Source organism: Aequorivita aurantiaca, from assembly GCF_030410135.1.
Classification (GTDB): domain Bacteria; phylum Bacteroidota; class Bacteroidia; order Flavobacteriales; family Flavobacteriaceae; genus Aequorivita; species Aequorivita aurantiaca.
The window spans coordinates 39,772-56,236 of the sequence record NZ_JAUGQQ010000007.1; the positions used below are offsets into that span (position 1 = coordinate 39,772).

The 16,465-nt window shown below is 39.3% G+C and carries 20 protein-coding genes; 13 read left to right on the forward strand and 7 right to left on the reverse strand.

Annotation, left to right across the window (positions count from 1 at the left end):
• Positions 1–184 precede the first annotated feature (184 nt).
• From QRD02_RS11095 to QRD02_RS11110, 4 genes are all read left to right on the forward strand, one after another.
• A complete protein-coding gene (locus QRD02_RS11095) occupies positions 185–1,081 on the forward strand; it encodes an ABC transporter ATP-binding protein (protein WP_290255022.1) in 897 nt (298 codons plus the stop codon).
• Positions 1,082–1,084: 3 nt separating this feature from the next.
• Positions 1,085–1,915 (forward strand): ABC transporter permease, encoded by an 831-nt coding sequence (locus QRD02_RS11100; protein WP_290255023.1) that lies wholly within the window; start codon positions 1,085–1,087, stop codon positions 1,913–1,915.
• A gap of 107 nt (positions 1,916–2,022) precedes the next feature.
• On the forward strand, positions 2,023–4,449 hold the full coding sequence (locus tag QRD02_RS11105; RefSeq protein WP_290255024.1) for a T9SS type B sorting domain-containing protein: 2,427 nt from the start codon (positions 2,023–2,025) through the stop codon (positions 4,447–4,449).
• Between the two features lie 77 nt (positions 4,450–4,526).
• A complete protein-coding gene (locus QRD02_RS11110; RefSeq protein ID WP_290255025.1) occupies positions 4,527–5,165 on the forward strand; it encodes a dioxygenase family protein in 639 nt (212 codons plus the stop codon).
• A 78-nt stretch (positions 5,166–5,243) separates the two neighbouring features.
• Here QRD02_RS11110 and QRD02_RS11115 read toward each other — a convergent pair whose 3' ends face one another.
• The 4 genes from QRD02_RS11115 to QRD02_RS11130 all read right to left on the reverse strand — a co-directional run bounded on the left by QRD02_RS11115 (position 5,244) and on the right by QRD02_RS11130 (position 9,166).
• A complete protein-coding gene (locus QRD02_RS11115) occupies positions 5,244–5,393 on the reverse strand; it encodes an FAD-dependent oxidoreductase (protein ID WP_290255026.1) in 150 nt (49 codons plus the stop codon).
• The gene (locus QRD02_RS11120; protein WP_290255027.1) at positions 5,368–6,597 is read right to left on the reverse strand and encodes a flavin monoamine oxidase family protein; all 1,230 of its coding nucleotides are present in this window, start codon (positions 6,595–6,597) and stop codon (positions 5,368–5,370) included. The genes QRD02_RS11115 and QRD02_RS11120 overlap by 26 nt, the downstream gene beginning before the upstream one ends.
• A gap of 103 nt (positions 6,598–6,700) precedes the next feature.
• The gene (locus QRD02_RS11125) at positions 6,701–8,419 is read right to left on the reverse strand and encodes a DUF2207 domain-containing protein (protein ID WP_290255028.1); all 1,719 of its coding nucleotides are present in this window, start codon (positions 8,417–8,419) and stop codon (positions 6,701–6,703) included.
• A gap of 189 nt (positions 8,420–8,608) precedes the next feature.
• Positions 8,609–9,166 carry a LemA family protein gene (locus QRD02_RS11130; RefSeq protein ID WP_290255029.1) on the reverse strand — a complete coding sequence of 186 codons (558 nt, stop codon included), beginning with the start codon at positions 9,164–9,166 and terminating at the stop codon, positions 8,609–8,611.
• Between the two features lie 156 nt (positions 9,167–9,322).
• Between QRD02_RS11130 and QRD02_RS11135 the strand changes: the two genes are divergently transcribed.
• From QRD02_RS11135 to QRD02_RS11145, 3 genes are all read left to right on the forward strand, one after another.
• Complete coding sequence (locus QRD02_RS11135; protein ID WP_290255030.1) at positions 9,323–9,934, forward strand: alpha-ketoglutarate-dependent dioxygenase AlkB family protein; 612 nt, start codon at positions 9,323–9,325, stop codon at positions 9,932–9,934.
• A gap of 170 nt (positions 9,935–10,104) precedes the next feature.
• Positions 10,105–10,389, forward strand: coding sequence for a DUF1732 domain-containing protein (locus tag QRD02_RS11140; protein WP_290255031.1), 285 nt, complete (start codon positions 10,105–10,107; stop codon positions 10,387–10,389).
• 28 nt (positions 10,390–10,417) lie between these two features.
• Complete coding sequence (locus tag QRD02_RS11145; RefSeq protein WP_290255032.1) at positions 10,418–11,002, forward strand: DUF7010 family protein; 585 nt, start codon at positions 10,418–10,420, stop codon at positions 11,000–11,002.
• A gap of 33 nt (positions 11,003–11,035) precedes the next feature.
• Here the strand turns inward: QRD02_RS11145 and QRD02_RS11150 are convergent, their stop codons facing one another.
• From QRD02_RS11150 to QRD02_RS11160, 3 genes are read right to left on the reverse strand one after another with little or no spacing between them, the layout of a single operon-like run.
• Entirely contained in the window at positions 11,036–11,410 is a 375-nt protein-coding gene (locus QRD02_RS11150; protein ID WP_290255033.1) for a VOC family protein, read from the reverse strand.
• Positions 11,411–11,460: 50 nt separating this feature from the next.
• Positions 11,461–11,910 (reverse strand): SRPBCC family protein, encoded by a 450-nt coding sequence (locus QRD02_RS11155; RefSeq protein WP_290255034.1) that lies wholly within the window; start codon positions 11,908–11,910, stop codon positions 11,461–11,463.
• A gap of 18 nt (positions 11,911–11,928) precedes the next feature.
• Positions 11,929–12,327: a DoxX family protein gene (locus QRD02_RS11160; protein ID WP_290255035.1), complete on the reverse strand. Its 399-nt coding sequence runs from the start codon at positions 12,325–12,327 to the stop codon at positions 11,929–11,931.
• A 190-nt stretch (positions 12,328–12,517) separates the two neighbouring features.
• On the opposite strand from QRD02_RS11160, the gene QRD02_RS11165 reads away from it, so the two are divergent.
• From QRD02_RS11165 to QRD02_RS11190, 6 genes are all read left to right on the forward strand, one after another.
• Entirely contained in the window at positions 12,518–13,495 is a 978-nt protein-coding gene (locus tag QRD02_RS11165; RefSeq protein WP_290255036.1) for a GlxA family transcriptional regulator, read from the forward strand.
• A 73-nt stretch (positions 13,496–13,568) separates the two neighbouring features.
• Positions 13,569–14,237 (forward strand): hypothetical protein, encoded by a 669-nt coding sequence (locus tag QRD02_RS11170; RefSeq protein ID WP_290255037.1) that lies wholly within the window; start codon positions 13,569–13,571, stop codon positions 14,235–14,237.
• 125 nt (positions 14,238–14,362) lie between these two features.
• On the forward strand, positions 14,363–15,100 hold the full coding sequence (locus tag QRD02_RS11175) for a YoaK family protein (RefSeq protein WP_290255038.1): 738 nt from the start codon (positions 14,363–14,365) through the stop codon (positions 15,098–15,100).
• Positions 15,101–15,146: 46 nt separating this feature from the next.
• A complete protein-coding gene (locus QRD02_RS11180; protein WP_290255039.1) occupies positions 15,147–15,725 on the forward strand; it encodes a HutD/Ves family protein in 579 nt (192 codons plus the stop codon).
• Positions 15,726–15,919: 194 nt separating this feature from the next.
• Positions 15,920–16,171 (forward strand): type II toxin-antitoxin system ParD family antitoxin, encoded by a 252-nt coding sequence (locus QRD02_RS11185; RefSeq protein WP_290255041.1) that lies wholly within the window; start codon positions 15,920–15,922, stop codon positions 16,169–16,171.
• On the forward strand, positions 16,164–16,463 hold the full coding sequence (locus tag QRD02_RS11190) for a type II toxin-antitoxin system RelE/ParE family toxin (RefSeq protein ID WP_290255042.1): 300 nt from the start codon (positions 16,164–16,166) through the stop codon (positions 16,461–16,463). Before QRD02_RS11185 ends, QRD02_RS11190 begins: the two co-directional genes overlap by 8 nt.
• The last annotated feature ends 2 nt before the right edge of the window (positions 16,464–16,465 follow it).

The following is a 16,465-nucleotide window of genomic DNA, read 5'->3' on the forward strand; positions in this document are numbered from 1 at the left end:
TAAATTGAACCGTAAAGGTACGGAAATACGATTTATCAAATTCTTAAATTAGATATAAGAGCCATGAGCCCAGAGCGAAAAGCGAAGAGCGGTTAGAGCTGGTAGAAATTCCCTAAAATCAAAAATGTAACAAAACCAAACCCCATTCGTCAAACAAATAACGAAACCATCCAAAAACACTTCCGTGGAAAATATCCTCACAATCTCCAATCTCACCAAAAAATTTGGCTCGCTCACTGCCGTCGACAATCTTTCATTCACCATTGAAAAAGGAAACGTTTACGGAATTCTCGGGCCAAACGGCAGTGGAAAGAGCACCACACTTGGCATTGTACTAAATGTTGTAAATAAAACCGCCGGCGATTTCAAATGGTTTGACGGCAACACCTCAACACATGACGCGCTAAAAAAAGTAGGAGCCATTATTGAACGCCCCAACTTTTACCCGTATATGACGGCTTTTCAAAACCTACAATTGGTTTGCAAAATAAAAGAGGTTTCCGAACAAAAGATTAGCGAGAAACTACAACTCGTTGGATTGCTCGACAGAAAAGACAGCAAATTCAGCACTTATTCCTTGGGAATGAAACAGCGGTTGGCAATCGCTTCGGCATTATTGAATGATCCCGAAATTTTAATTCTCGATGAACCCACCAACGGGCTCGACCCTCAAGGAATCCATCAGATTCGGGAAATCATAAAAACTATTGCCTCAAAAGGGACTACCATATTATTGGCTTCACATTTATTGGACGAAGTGGAAAAAGTATGCAGCCACGTTGTGATTCTTCGTAAAGGTGTGAGTTTGTATTCCGGCAGTGTTGACGCTATGAACGCCAGCCACGGTTTTATAACCCTTCAAAGTAAAAACATGGAATTGCTTCAAAATGCCTTGGAAGGAAATCCCGCTTTCGGAATTGTAAAACGCGAAGGTGATTTTTTGATTGCTTATCTAAACGAACCTATGGACGCTTCCGAAGTGAACAGACTTCTTTTTGAAAAAGGCATTTCTATTTCACATCTCGTGAAACGCAAGGAAAGCCTTGAAGAACAATTTTTGCAACTCACCAAACAAAATTAACCAATGCTACGATTGTTAACCATAGAACTTCAGAAACTTCGCTACAACCGAGCAGCAAAGGTTATTTCCATTATCTATTTTATTCTTATAACTTTTATTGCGCTAATCGCTTCCATTGAATTTAATTTTGGCGATTTTCATTTTCGACTGGCCGATCAAGGCATTTTCAACTTTCCGTATATCTGGCATTTCAACACCTACATTGCCGCCATTCTGAAATTGTTTTTGGCTATTGTCATAGTTTCGATGATGAGCAACGAATACAGCTACCGAACGCTCAAACAAAATTTAATCGATGGCCTCAGTAAAAAAGAATTTGTGCTTTCAAAGTTTTTGACGGTGCTGCTTTTCTCAATAATATCTACCATTTTCATATTTGCCGTTTCCTTGATTTTAGGATTTTCCTTTTCAGATTATAATGAAGTTGGCATTATTTTCAGCGACATGGAATACGTTGCTGCCTATTTTATAAAATTGGTTGCCTTCTTTTCCTTCTGCCTTTTTTTGGGTGTGTTAGTGAAACGTTCGGCCTTTGCATTGGGTTTTCTTTTTGTTTGGTTTATAGGCGAAAAAATTCTCTGGGGAATTTTGGAGTATAGATTATATAAAGAAAAGGCCGATTCCATTATGCAATTTTTTCCTTTGGAAGCGATGTCAAATCTCATCAAAGAACCTTTTACACGGTTGGGCGCCGTTCAATCTGCCGCTAATCAATTGGGCGAAAACTTTACAAAGGATTATAATGTAAGTATGCTCACCATAGGAATTGTTTTGGTGTGGACAGCCCTTTTTCTTTATTGGTCCTATGCTATCTTGAAAAAACGGGATTTGTGAGTTTATGAATTTGGGAAACTGTGAGATGCTTTGTTAGTTTAGCAACAATCTTCCATCCTTTTGCGGTTTTTTCCTATATTTAGCTGGCATTCAATTCTCGTTATTTTTTGAAGAAATTATTTTTAATATGTATCCTGCTTATTTCCGCGACGGTATTCCCACAGGATATTGCGCTATTCAAACAATTTAACGGCCATTATGATTACACCGCTTTTGGCAATACCTTAAATATTGAAGAAAACGGAGCCGGCGGTGAGTGTGCAATCCTTACGGGCAACAGCGCAGAGTTTCAATTGCAACCCAACCAAAGCGTTATTGCCGCATATCTGTATTGGGCAGGCTCGGGTCCGGGAGATTTTAACGTTACCTTCAATCAGGAAACGATAACCGCACAACGCACCTTCACTGAAATTTACAACAATGGCGGCCAAGATTATATCTATTTTTCCGCCTTTGCCGAAATTACCGAACAAATCCAAACCACCGGCAACGGCAACTATACCCTATCCGATTTGGATCTCACGCTTGTGATTCCCGCCTACTGCAGCCCCCCGGGTTCCGGAACTAATTTCGGAGGTTGGGCGGTAACTGTGGTTTATGAAGATGCGGCACTCCCCAATAACCAAGTAAATATTTTTGACGGTTTGGAAAGCGTTTCCCGTAACAACCAGACTTTAGAAATAACGCTAAACAATCTTCTGGTTTTGGACAATGTGGGCGCCAAAATTGGGTTTCTTGCCTGGGAAGGCGATCGGGGAATATCGGTAAACGAAACCCTTCGAATCAATGGAAATATTCTTAGCAATCCGCCACTAAACCCCGCAGATAATGCCTTCAATGGCACCAACAGTTTCACGGGCAGCAGCGTTCTTTATAATATGGATATTGATGTATATCCCATTTCCAACTATATAAATCCGGGAGATACCACAGCCAACATTCAGCTTACCAGCGGACAGGATTTCGTGATGATAAACAACATTATCACAGTTTTAAATACCGAATTACCCGATGCAACCATTTCCATGGACACGATAATTGGGGGTACGGAATGTGGTAATCGGGAAATGAGTGTGGATTATACGGTTTTTAATTTAAACAGTACCGATATTTTACCCGCCGGTATTCCCATTGCATTTTATGCCGATGAAACTCTTGTTGCACAATCTGAAACCAGAGCAATTATTCCTATTGGTGGACAGGAAAATGGAAGTATTGTCTTCACTATCCCCAACAATATCGATGCTGATTTTATGTTGAAAGCCGTAGTTGACGATACGGGCAATGGAACGGGAATCATTTCAGAAATAAATGAGGATAACAACGAAGACGAAACCCCAATTCATTTGCTTTTAAATCCGGTAATTACGGGACTTCAAAATCTGGAAACCTGTGATGTAATTGGCGAAGAATTTTTTGATCTAACTGAAGCGACTTCGCAAATAGACCCAATTTATGGATTGAGTTTTCACCTAAACGAAGAAGACGCCCAAAATAACGAAAACCCAATCCTCGACCCAGAATCTTTTCAGAATACTGAAAACCCGCAGACCATTTTCATCCGCGTTTCAAACCCCGATTGCTTTCTTATTGACAGTTTTACCGTGGAAATACTTCCCTGCCCTTTGCCCGATGCCACCATTGAACTGCCGGAAATTTCCGCTTGCCGAGACAGGGCGTTAATGTTGCCGTTTACGGTTTATAATCTGGAATCCACCGGCCCCTTGCCCGCGAATACTTCAATTGCCTTTTATGTTGAAGAAGTTTTATTAGGGCTTTCGCAGACACGGCAATCCATTCCCATAAATGGTAGTGAAAATGGGGAAATCGAATTAATTCTTTTGGATAATCTTCCCGATACCTTTACAATCACGGCAGTCGTGGACGATGACGGAAACGGTATCGGCAGCGTGGAAGAACTTCGTGAGGATAACAATAATTTTACACAAACCATTTCATTTGAAAGCATTCCGCCAATTCCCAATTTGCCCGATTTATTGGAGTGCGATAAAGGTTTTGATACCGCTGTTTTCGATCTGACTATTCAAAATGAATTAATTGGAATTGGGGCAGCAGATTTAATTCAATATTTTACAACTTCCGAAGATGCTTTGCAAAACACAAACCCCATCTCCAATCCTTCCGAATATCAAAACAGTACCGATCCGCAAACCATTTTTGTGCGCTTGGAAAACGAAATCTGTTTTGCCACCGCTTCCTTTTTATTGACTACGGAAAACTGTGCGCCGTTCATTCCGCAAGGTTTTTCGCCGAATAATGATGGTATAAATGATGAATTCGAGATAAGCAACCTTTTGAATATTTACCAAAATTTTGAACTGAACATCTACTCCCGCGACGGCAACTTAATTCACACCGCCCAAAATACAGATGGTTTTTGGGATGGCGTGGCTACAAAAGGACTGCTTTTTACCGGAAGCACCGTTCCCGTGGGCACCTATTATTACGTTTTGGTTCTAAACGATCCAAAATACCTCGAACCATTCATTGGGTGGGTTTATGTGAATTATTAAAAAAGATAATATCTTCAAAATCCAGTAACAAACCACTAACAAACAAAGACTTATACATTAATTTAAAATTAAAAATTATGAAAGTTTTTGCTGCTCTATTCATATTTATTATCACCTTTTCATCCTGCGAATCGCAAACCAAGAAAGCTGAAAAAGCCAGTTCCCATATTGTAGTGGGCGGACCCTGCGAAGGTTGTGAGGCAATTTTTGAATACGGAAACCAACCATTATCCCCTGTTGATACGCTTCCGGATTTTGAAAAAACCGAACCAAAACTAAAACTCACGGGAACCGTATTTGAAAATGATGGAAAAACCCCTGCGGAAAATGTTATCGTGTACATTTACCACACTAACAGAAAGGGTATTTATGCAACAAACGGAAATGAAATCGGGTGGGCAAAAAGACACGGCTATATTCGGGGGTGGATCAAAACCGATAAAACGGGCAAGTACACCTTTTTCACATCTAGGCCAGCGGCATATCCAAACGCAAAGGAGCCCGAACATATTCATTTAACTGTGAAGGAACCAAACAAAAATGAATACTATATTGATGATGTGATTTTTGACGATGACCCATTCTTAACCCAAAAACACCGGGAAAGATTAACTGATCGCGGTGGCTCGGGAATTGTAAAACCGATATTGAACGGTGGAATTTTATGCTTAAACCGAAACATTATTTTAGGCTTAAATATTCCAGATTATGATTGATTCCGTGATTCTTTATTTATGAAATCACAATTTATAATTATATGAATCCAAGTTGGGATTAAAAGATTTTAAAAAACCTCAAACCTTCTCGGCCGCTTCTTCTCCAGTATTTATCGCGCCTTCCATAAATCCTTGCCAATCCGCCAAATGTTCGCCGGCAAATTGGGTGTGTAAAAATGATTCCTGCAAAATAGGACGCACCCTAAACCATTGGTCTTTTCCATACATAGCGTAGCCCCTCTTTGGAATAATGGTCCGTGCCCCAATAATAATTTACTTGCTTGTTCAATTTGCCAGACACATCACCAAAATGCGGAGTTAAGGTTTCGGAAACCATCTTTGCATTCCAAGCATCATTTTGGTTTGCCATTACCGCAGCCTTTTCACCAATACTATACGAAATAAGCACGCCTTTATCAGACTTTTGGTTTTTGGTGGCGTGGTAAAAATAATGCGGACTTTGGTCTGTAATCATATCAAAGCTTTCATCCTTCCAGAACCGATCGTTGAACAACATTGCGTGTTTGTTGATTCGGGCGTATTGCAATTCGTTGATGGCGCTCACTTTTTCCGTGGGCAAACCCGGTTGCCAATCTATTTTGTTCATCGCAAAAGTTGGGATAGTGCAAATAAGTTTATCGGCTTCGAACATAGTTCCGTTATCGCAATAGACCTTCACTTTTCCATCCTGCACAATTTTGCTTACGGTGTGTTTCAGCAGAATTTTTTCCTTTCCTATTTTTTCCGAAAGACGTTCGGCAAGCATTCCGTTGCCACCTTTTATTTTTAGATCCATTTCGTTCTTTTCACTGCTTTCAGCATATTCCGCCAAGGCCGCGAATGATGAAACCTGCCGGATGCTTTCCCCAAAATCGGTGCTGTCTAAAAGTTCGCGGATATCCAAATCGCGACCGTCGCAACCATTTTGAACCAAATAGCGCCACCAATCCATTTTATCCATTACCAACTTATCCTTTTCTGTAAGATTCCCATAATCCTTCAGCATTTTTTTCATTGTGTTGTTCCAAGTGTCGCTATAATCCCATTTCCCAGCCGGGGAATATTCGCCTTTGTAAATCATATGCGTATCAAACTGGTTATTTTGAAGTTCCAAATTCAACTCGCCGCACAATTCGTGAATGCGCGTATGCGAATTTCCCACCCATTCGCCTCCGAGTTCTACCACTAAATCAGTATCCATTTTATGCGAAAAAACACGGCCGCCAATGCGCGGACGGCTTTCCAAAACAATGCAATCAATATTGCGCTGTTTCAGTTTATTAGCTGCGGCAAGTCCGGCGAAACCTGCACCGATAATGATAACTGATTTTGCTTTGGGAGTAAAAATGTTGCCGAAGGAAGGAGTGGGCAATAAAATGGTGCCGGCGGTAGAAACAGCTACCTGCTTGATGAATTTTCTACGGGTTGTCATAACGGTTCGGTTTAGTTGTTTATATATATATTTTGAAAAAGAAGTCTTTTCAAAAAGTATTTCACTTGCCGTTATTCCCAATCACATACTTTAAATATGAATATTACCAGCTTCCACCGCCACCGCCACCAAAACCTCCACCTGACGATCCTCCGCCAGAACTGCTTCTTGAGGGTGAACTGACCATAGTTGATTGTGCCGATGAAATGGAACTGGAGAATGAATTTGCGAAATTGTGCATAGTGTAAGCCCCTGCATAAGAAGTGTACCAACTGGGCGGTTGCAAATTAAGCGCTTCAAACTTTTGTGCCCATTGATCGAACAATCCGAAGGCGAGGGCGTAACCCATGGTAGTTTCAAAATAATTGGGACTGTCTTTTAAAAGCATTTTCAGTTTGTTTTCCTCTGCTACTTTTATAAATTGCCTAAAACCTTTCAATTCGGAAAAAACCTCGTTGCCCTTATCATTTTTCTTCACCAAATAAACGGTCATAAACAACAGAAAAATAGTAATGGGAATCACTGCCAAAGCAGCCCATAAGCCCCACGTGAGCAGGAATAACACAAATAAAATAACTGCTATGAGCAATACGCCAATAATTGTTTTTGTCTGCATTTTTTTGGCTTGGGCTTCGTAGTAGATTTGGGCTTTGGCCTTTAGCTTCGTTTTCGCACTTGCCATTTTTGTGTAGAAAGTATCCTTCAAACTGCTGATTAAAACTTCCTTTTCGCCAATTTCATTATTGCTTCCGAAGAGCCCGTTGAATATTTCCTCTTCATAATCCGGTGCATCCGAAGGTAAGGGCCGCAATCGCGTTAATTTTGTATCGTCGCTGCCGAGCCAACCCTTTTTTTCCAGCTGCTCCATTTTAATAATTCCGCGCGCGCCCCAATGTGGGATCAAAGAAATGAGATCTTTGGTGTCTTCATCATCGTCTATTAAAAACCCTGCCATTGCGGGATCCATTCCGTTCGGCGGAAAATAGCTGGTTGTGGCCACTACCCTTTCATCTTTGCCATATTTGTTCCAAATCCAGTAAAACCCTAGCAACAATACGCCAAGAATTAGCGTCCACCCGTATTCGCTCCAAAATGGCCACAATGGTTTTATTTCCGCAATTGATCCGGGCGGAAGTTTCAGCAATACCGTAACACTGCTGCCGGGCATCGAAAAAAATGTGGCATTGCTTTTTGCAGTAAAAACCCCGTCACTGTAATTCACATCAAATTGGGTGCTGGGAATATTATTTCCGGTAACTCCCGAATACACAATAATATCCTCTAAACCTGAATTTATGCTTGCCGGCAAATGGATTGTGAAGTCAAGCTGATTGAAAGTTGCGTTCCATCCGTCGGGCTTAATATTCCAGTAAAAATATATTTGGTCATCCTCAAATAAAAATGCGTTATAAACCCGATATTTTATTTGATAATGCTGTGGCCCGATAATGGTAACGTCCTTATCGCCAATTTTTATTTGAAGGTTATCGCTTAACTTTTGGACAAAATCTGGATCTGACTCATATTTGTGGTTTGGAACATCTACATTTTCTATTTTTATTCTGCGTTTTTCCTTTGTACTATCCTCGGTTAGTAAATCATATTTCAACTGTATATCTCTGTAAATACCGTGTTTATAGGCCGTGAAGTTTAAGTCGTAATTTTCAACCACATCAAAATAACCCTCCTCGCTGATGTAAATATCAACCTTGCTCTGCTTCACTTCAAAGTCCTGTGAAAATCCTTTCAAAAAAAATAAAACCCCGCAAATTAGAGTAATCAGCGCTTTATGGCGGTTAATGTTATTTCTTAAAAAATTCATTTCGAGAGATTTTATTGTTTCAATGTGTATTTAAAAAACTGGGGAATTGCTTAAAGCGAAATTATTTATTAAAAAATGCCGAGCCGTGCCCATCGAAGTAGTCACATATTTCCGTAATAACTTATTCACAAAAAAACCTATTCACATATTAACCTATTCACAGACTAACCTATTCACAAACTAACCTATTTACAAACTAACCTTAACATTCTCCCTACTAACCTCATCGGTTTCAAAAAACTCAAAATGTTGATACCGGAAAATTCCCGCAACAAGTACGCCGGGAAAGCTTTCGCCATAGATATTGTTTTCACGAACGGTGCCATTGTAATATCGGCGACTCCGTTCAAGATTTTCCTCAATTTCGCTCAGCTTTTGCTGCAGGTCTAAATAATTGGTGTTCGCCTTTAAATCTGGGTAGGCTTCCCCCAAGGCAAAAAGACTGCGAAGGGTTTGCTGCAGCTGGTTTTCGGCATTTATCTTTGCGTTTATTTCATCTGGCGGAACGGACATTGCAGCGTTTCTGGCCTTTATCACGTTTTCCAAAGTATTTCTTTCATGGGCGGCATAACCTTTTACGGTTTCCACGAGATTTGGAATCAGGTCGTAGCGTCGTTTTAGCGCCACGTCAATATTGCTCCACGCGTCCTTCACCACATTTCGGTTTTTCACGAAACGGTTGTAAATAAAAACGACTATAATGCCAAGGATAATTAGGAGGACAAGAATAATTAATGGAAGGCTCATTCGGTGTATTGTTTATTGTGAATTTTTAATTGTTTTTGACAAATCGGGATTCTTCCATCTATCATCCGCCTTCAGCCTCAAAATGAAGCTCTAAGATAGTATAAATTCCTTTTGGGCAGACTTTCCCTTCTTCAATTTTTGTGATAGCTTTGACGCATGGAGTTATTCAATTTTGAAATGGACAGCGGTCGCAACCTTCTACCGCAGGATGGAATTGTAAATTATTTCGGAAGAATTTTTTCTGAAGAAAAAGCCAATAATTATTATAAAATTCTGCTTCGCACCATTGACTGGAAAAACGATGAGGCAATCATCTTTGGAAAAAAAATAATCACAAAACGCAAAGCGGCATGGTACGGCGACCGCGATTTTGAATACACTTACTCCAAAGTGACCAAAAAAGCCCTACCGTGGACACCAGAATTATTGGAAATAAAGAAAATCGTAGAAGAAAAAAGCTGTGAAACCTTCAATAGCTGCCTGCTGAACCTATACCATTCGGGCGAGGAGGGAATGGCGTGGCACAGTGATGCCGAAAAGGATTTGAAAAAAAATGCCGCCATCGGCTCGGTAAGTTTTGGCGCGGAACGCAAATTTGCATTTAAGCACAAGAAAACGAAGGAGACCATTTCCCTAAATCTGGAGCACGGAAGCCTTTTGATTATGACTGGCACAACCCAAACCCATTGGTTACACCGCTTGCCCCCAACCACTAAAGTGCAAACGCCTCGAATTAATCTTACTTTTAGAAGTATTGACGCAAAGTAGATTCGGTGGGTTGAAATAATAAATTTTCACTAGTCGTTGTTATAAAATAAAAAATAAGAATTGGCCGACGGAAATTCAAAAAAGGTCCGAAAATAAAGCCTTATTCCGATTTGGAAACGTTTGTTGTCCGTCCGATGCCGTATCTTTGCGCCTAATTCAAAAAAAATGTAATGAAGCTTAAATTAAGTATAATATTGGCGCTAATAGTTGGTACTTTTTTTACCTCGTGTGAATATGGCCGCAAAGCTGAAGAAGAATTGAATCGATTAAATTCACATGCCGAGGAACTCGATGCAATGTTAAATGAAAATCTTGAGAAAATAACTGAATTAGATTCCATTTTGCCGGAAACCCAAAGGAGCCTTAAAAAAGCTGATTCCATTGTAAAGGATGCATCCTCAACCTTGGATTCCCTAAATAAAAAGGTGGAGGGAATTCAAAATCTATTTAATTAAAACTATAAGTTTATAAACCCAAAAGCCAATGAAAAGAACACTTGAGGAACAGCGCATTGAATTTTCCAATCAAAAATTTTTGGCCACCCCTTTAGCGGGGTTGATTGTTTGGACAATCATCGGGTTTGCCGGAATTTTTTTCTCTGACTTTATAGCGGTTTGGACCATTTTTATTGGCACAGGTAGCATTGTGTACCTTGGACTATTCCTTTCAAAATTCACCGGTGAAAATTTTCTGGATAAAAGCAAACCAAAAAATGAATTCGATAACCTCTTCCTTTTTACAGCCGGGCAGGCAATATTGGTCTATTCAATAGCCATTCCCTTTTTCCTCCTTGACTACACTTCCCTACCAATGACAGTTGGAATTTTAACCGGATTGATGTGGCTGCCATTTTCGTGGATCATAAAACATTGGGTGGGCATTTTCCATGCATTAACAAGAACTATAGTATTAGTAGCACTATGGTATCTACTCCCGGAATATAGATTTATAGCTATTCCCTTCGCCATAGTTTTATTATACATAGTTACTTTGTTTATTCTGAAAACAAGGACAAGAAATAAATTCAAGAATAACACCTCGGCTATAAACGGAACTGGTACTTCGTGAGGTTCACCATCCCAAATCCCTATTTCAAAATCCCTATTCTTCATTTACCCCAAGCACCCACCGAACATCAAAAGCATCCGTGAGTTCAATAAGCTTTTGGTCGGAGCAATTCTCTTTTAAAAATCTCTTTTTATCCTTTGCCAGTTTTGCAACAAGTTCCGTTCTGTCCAAAACATTATTACAACCGAAAAAAATAGCTATAGAATTTCCCAGTTTTCTTCCTTCAGTGTGCACCAAGTCGGACCCGTGGATGATTATTTTTTCGGAAAGCAATGAGCCGCTTACAACTATTTCATTGAAATGCTGCAGTTCGGAAGGAAAAGGTTCGAATTTCACATTGCCTCCAAAACAGGATTGGTAAAACGTGAGTGCCTTTTTACAATTTCCGGGAAAGGTTATAAAAACCATATTATTATTAATTGAAAATTGAAAATAGAGCATTGAATATTGAATAAACTTTAAGCATCCGGAATTTCAGGCTCCACCAGTTTTATCAATTTTTGCAGTGATTCCTGCCAACCCAAATAGCACATTTTCACAGGGATTTGTTCGGGAATTCCTTCCTGTAAAATGCGAAGCTCCGTCCCGCACGAAACTTCTTTTAGCGTTACGGTGGTGGTCATTTCCCCGGGCAGATTTGGGTCGTCAAACCTATCGGAATATTTAATTAATTCATTCGGGCTAATTTCCAAATATTCTCCACCAAAGGAATGCCCGTTGCCGGTACTGAAATTAATAAAGGTCATTTTAAAAGTACCTCCAACTATAAAATCCATTTGCTGAACGGTGCAAAGAAAACCGTATGGCGGAAACCAAAACGAGTTGGCGATAGGGTCTGCAAATGCCCGAAATACGTTTTCCGGGCTTGCCTTAATTACTCTGTGTAATGAAACTGTGTTGTTTTTCATGATTAAAAATTTTAGGCGTTAAGCTTTCTGCCGTAAGCCGGAAGCGGAATTATTATAAATCTTATTTTTATAAATATAGGAAACCGCCAAAATTCCCAAAAACACTAGCGGCATCAGCATATATCCAATATTTTTATCCACACAGGAGTGGCTGATAAAGGCAAAGATTAAATTAAAGCTTAAACCCGCATACGCCCATTCCTTGAGCTTGGCTGGAATATTGGGAATAGCAATGGCAATCACTCCCAAAACTTTACAGAAAATAAGCGTATAGGCAAAATAATCAGGATAACCCAGTGGTTTTGTTCCCGCATTCACATATTCCGGCGCAAAGAGTACCGTGCTAAGCGGCATCACCCCTTCCCAAAGAATGATAATAATCGTCGCCGTCCAAAAGATGATTTTGTTTTTTTCCATAATGTGTGGTATTGGTTATTGGTTATTGGTTATTGTTCATTATTCATTATTCATTATTCATTATTAATTATTATTTGATATTCAAAATTACAACAGCATTTAAAAAAATTACCGTAGTGAAAATGACAACATTAGGGGTTCATTATGACAAACAATTCCTAATTTAGTGGGCATCTAATTTTTACATATCATGCAAATTTCAGTCTTTGTACCTGAATACGGAGTAATTGAAGCCATTACGCCACCTTTCCGCAGTTTCAACACGGCCAATGAGTTTTTAAGTGCCTTTGGAAAAGAGCCCATTTTTAATGTGGAATATGTGGGCCTAAATGAATACGTTCCCGCAAACAATGGCGAATACACTATAAAAACCAATCGGTTGCTTCAAAATGTAACCCACACCGATTTGTTGATAATTCCCCCAACCTTTGGTGATACCAATAAAGGAATACAGGCCAATGCGGAAGCGGTTCCCTATTTCAAAAAACTTTACGGCAACGGCGCCAGCCTCGCCAGTCTTTGCATCGGTGCTTTTCTTTTGGCCGAAACAGGCTTGCTGAACGGCAAAAAATGCTCTACCCATTGGGCGCATATTGAAGAGTTCAAAGCAAAATATCCCGATGTGGAAGTTGAGGACGGCGCCATCATAACCGAACACGATAATATTTACAGCAGTGGCGGTGCAAGTAGTTTGTGGAACCTCATTTTATATTTAATTGAAAAATATTCCGACAGGGAAACGGCGGTAATGATTTCAAAATATTTTGCATTGGATATGGGAAGGGATAGCCAATCGCAATTCGCTATATTCAGGGGGCAAAGAACCCACGAGGATGCTGAAATACAAACGGTGCAGGATTATATTGAAACGAATTATGAAGACAAAATAACCATCGAAAACCTGGCGAATTTAATTGGCACAAGCCGTCGGACATTTGAAAGAAGGTTTAAGGCCGCTACCAACAATACCGCCATTGAATATACGCAGCGGGTGAGAATAGAAGCCGCCAAAAAATCCTTCGAAGCCTCCCGAAAAAATGTTTCCGAAATAATGTTCGATGTAGGTTATACCGACACCAAAGCGTTTCGCGATATTTTCAAAAAAATAACCGGCCTAACCCCAATTGAATATAGAAACAAGTTTGCCAAAATGGCCTATGAGGTGTAAACCACACAGCTTCTGGGAAGAATAGGGAAAATCCATCAACCATCAACCATCAACAAATAAAATGACCACCCAAATGCTACAAGTTTCCAATTTTCACGACCTGGTTTCCACTCCTTTTAAGGGAGAAGTGAATGCAATTTGTTGGAAGCGGGAACTATTGGGTGATTTTTCTGAAATCGTCAAAAAGGTCGAATTGCACGAAAATATAACAACCCTTGAGGAAGAAGAACTTCGGGAATTAAAATTAAGCGAAGAGGGCCAACTCGCCCGCGAAATCCTTTTGAATGACTTCAAATTATTGAAGGCCCACGGCGCATCCCCAACCCTGAATGTTATAAAATACTATGAACGGGATGACGCCTTCCCCTTTTTTCCAACCGATGTTTATTCCTTTCACGTAGATCGCGCCCCCATCCCCGCCGATACTTTTTTATGCACTTATCATGGCGCCCCCAGCGATATTTTACCGAATTCACAAGGCATTCAAAAAGTGCTCATCCCGGAAATTCGCGAAAAACTAAAAAAATTATACGGCGGCGCAGATGATGGTTTTGAAGACTTTTTAAGCGAAAACTTCTTTGACCTCCACTATCAGAAATTACCTAACGCGCAACCCATCAGTTTAGGCATCGGGCATTTATGGAGGTTGGCAATTGATCATCCGGAAAGCATGGTTCCCCCCTGCCTGCATCGCGCACCAAAGGAAAAAAAAGGTGAACCCCGTTTATTGATGATATGTTAAATAGAAAAAAGTCCAAAAGCATTATTCTATTGCAAATCGCTAATTCGAAATATCATTACATTTGATATTTATTTAATTAAAATAAATACCCCCCAATTTGAAGTCCTCAACTAAATGGCATTAAAATGTTCAGACATCAAGGCAGAAGCAGAACTTTAAAGCACAACCTGCGCATTGCTATAATTTTGTCTTTCGTTGCCGGAATCGTAAATGTTACTGGCATTTTAGCCTTTAAACAACTTACAACCAATGTAACCGGTCATTTTGCTCTTTTTATTAATGATGTCGCAAATTTCGAATTTTGGAAAGGAACAGTTTACTTCCTTTATATTTTTTCCTTTCTTTTCGGGTCCTTTTTTTCAAGTTTTGTAATCGAAAAATTTAAGGAAAATCGAAAACCTAACGTTTTTGTTCTATTAACCATAATTGAATCTTTAATTCTATTTTCAATAGCAATCACAAGCAATTCCGAAGAAATAAAATATCCCGATGTAATTGTTTGTCTACTACTTTTCGCAATGGGTCTCCAAAACTCCTTCGTTACAAAAATTTCAAATGAAGTTGTCAGAACAACGCATCTAACGGGACTGTTCACCGATTTAGGAATTGAGCTATCGCACCTCTTCTTCCCTAAATCCCACCCTAATAGAGCTAAAATTAAATCCACTATAAAACTGCGAATCTTTATAATTTGTTTTTTCTTTCTCGGTGGTATAGTGGGCGGATTTCTTTATTCCAGTCTCGACTTAAAACTGAATACGCTCATGTTCGGGGCAGGAATTTTATTAACAAGTCTTTTTTATGACGATATGAGACATAAATTTATCCGAACAAAACGAAAATATAACCAAAGAAAAATATAGATAACTCCGCTGTTTATTATCTATTGAATATAAAATTTCCTCCCTCTTGAAAACCACGATTCTCTCGCCAGCACAATTCCTTACCAGTAAATGGTCGGGCGGAAGCAGTACCCAACTTTACATATACCCAGCAGACGCAACTTATGCCGAACGGAATTTTGAAATAAGAATAAGCACCGCGAAAGTGGAAGTTGAAACCTCAACGTTCACGGCCTTGCCAGGAGTGCACCGCAAGCTTATGATTTTGGAGGGAGAAATAAACATAACCCACGAAGGCCAATACAGCAAAAATCTAAAACCGTTCGAGGTAGATACATTTTCCGGCGATTGGAAAACCACGGCCGTAGGCACCTGCATAGATTTTAATGTAATGACCACTGGCTCGCAGCAAAGCGAGTTATATCATATAGCAATGGAGGCAGGTAACAATTATGTTCTAAAACCAAAAGAAACCTGCAAGACTTTGTTTTTATTTCCAACTTCCGGTACTATGCAATTGCAACTTATGAATGAAAATTATATTCTGAAAACTGGTAATTTGCTCATTATTGAAGACCTTAGCGTTTATTCAATTTATATCAATAATGCTGAAGCTTTGGGAGTTGTAATCGCAGAAGTATATTAATCATCCATATTTAAAAATTCACAAAAGGTCATGCTGAGCCTGTCGAAGCACACCTACGCTACTCACCAATTCACCCATCATATTTAAAAATTAACTAAACGTCATGCTGAGCCTGTCGAAGCACACCTATTCAACATTTTATCCTTTTGCAAATATTACCAATTTTTGGTACATTTGAATCAAATAGAAATAAAATGAGTAAAAACACATCAATATCACTCGGAAATTATTTTGACGAATTCGTTCAAAGCAGAATAAAGGAAGGTCGATTTAAAAATGTTAGCGAAGTTATACGCGCAGGATTAAGACTTTTAGAAGAAGAAGAAACTAAAGTAATTGCATTAAGATCCGCAATTCAAGATGGAATAGAGAGTGGAATTGCACACGATTTTGACCCGAAAAAACATCTCGAATCCTTGAAAAAGAAAAAAAACTTAAATGGCTAAGTTTGAATTAACGAATAAAGCTGTTGAGGATTTGTCCCAGATTTGGGATTATACTTTCGAAGTTTGGTCTGAAAATCAAGCCGACAAATATTACGAAATGCTAATTTCAAGCTGTCAAGAAATAGCTGAAAACCCAATTTTAGGGAAAAACTATGAGGGAATTATCCAAAGTCTATTCGCATTCAAAACAAATCGACATATTATTTTCTATCGAAAATTAAATGAAAACTATGTGGAAATAACCAGAATACTTCACGAAAGAATGGATTTAAAAAAAAGAATAACTGAATAATA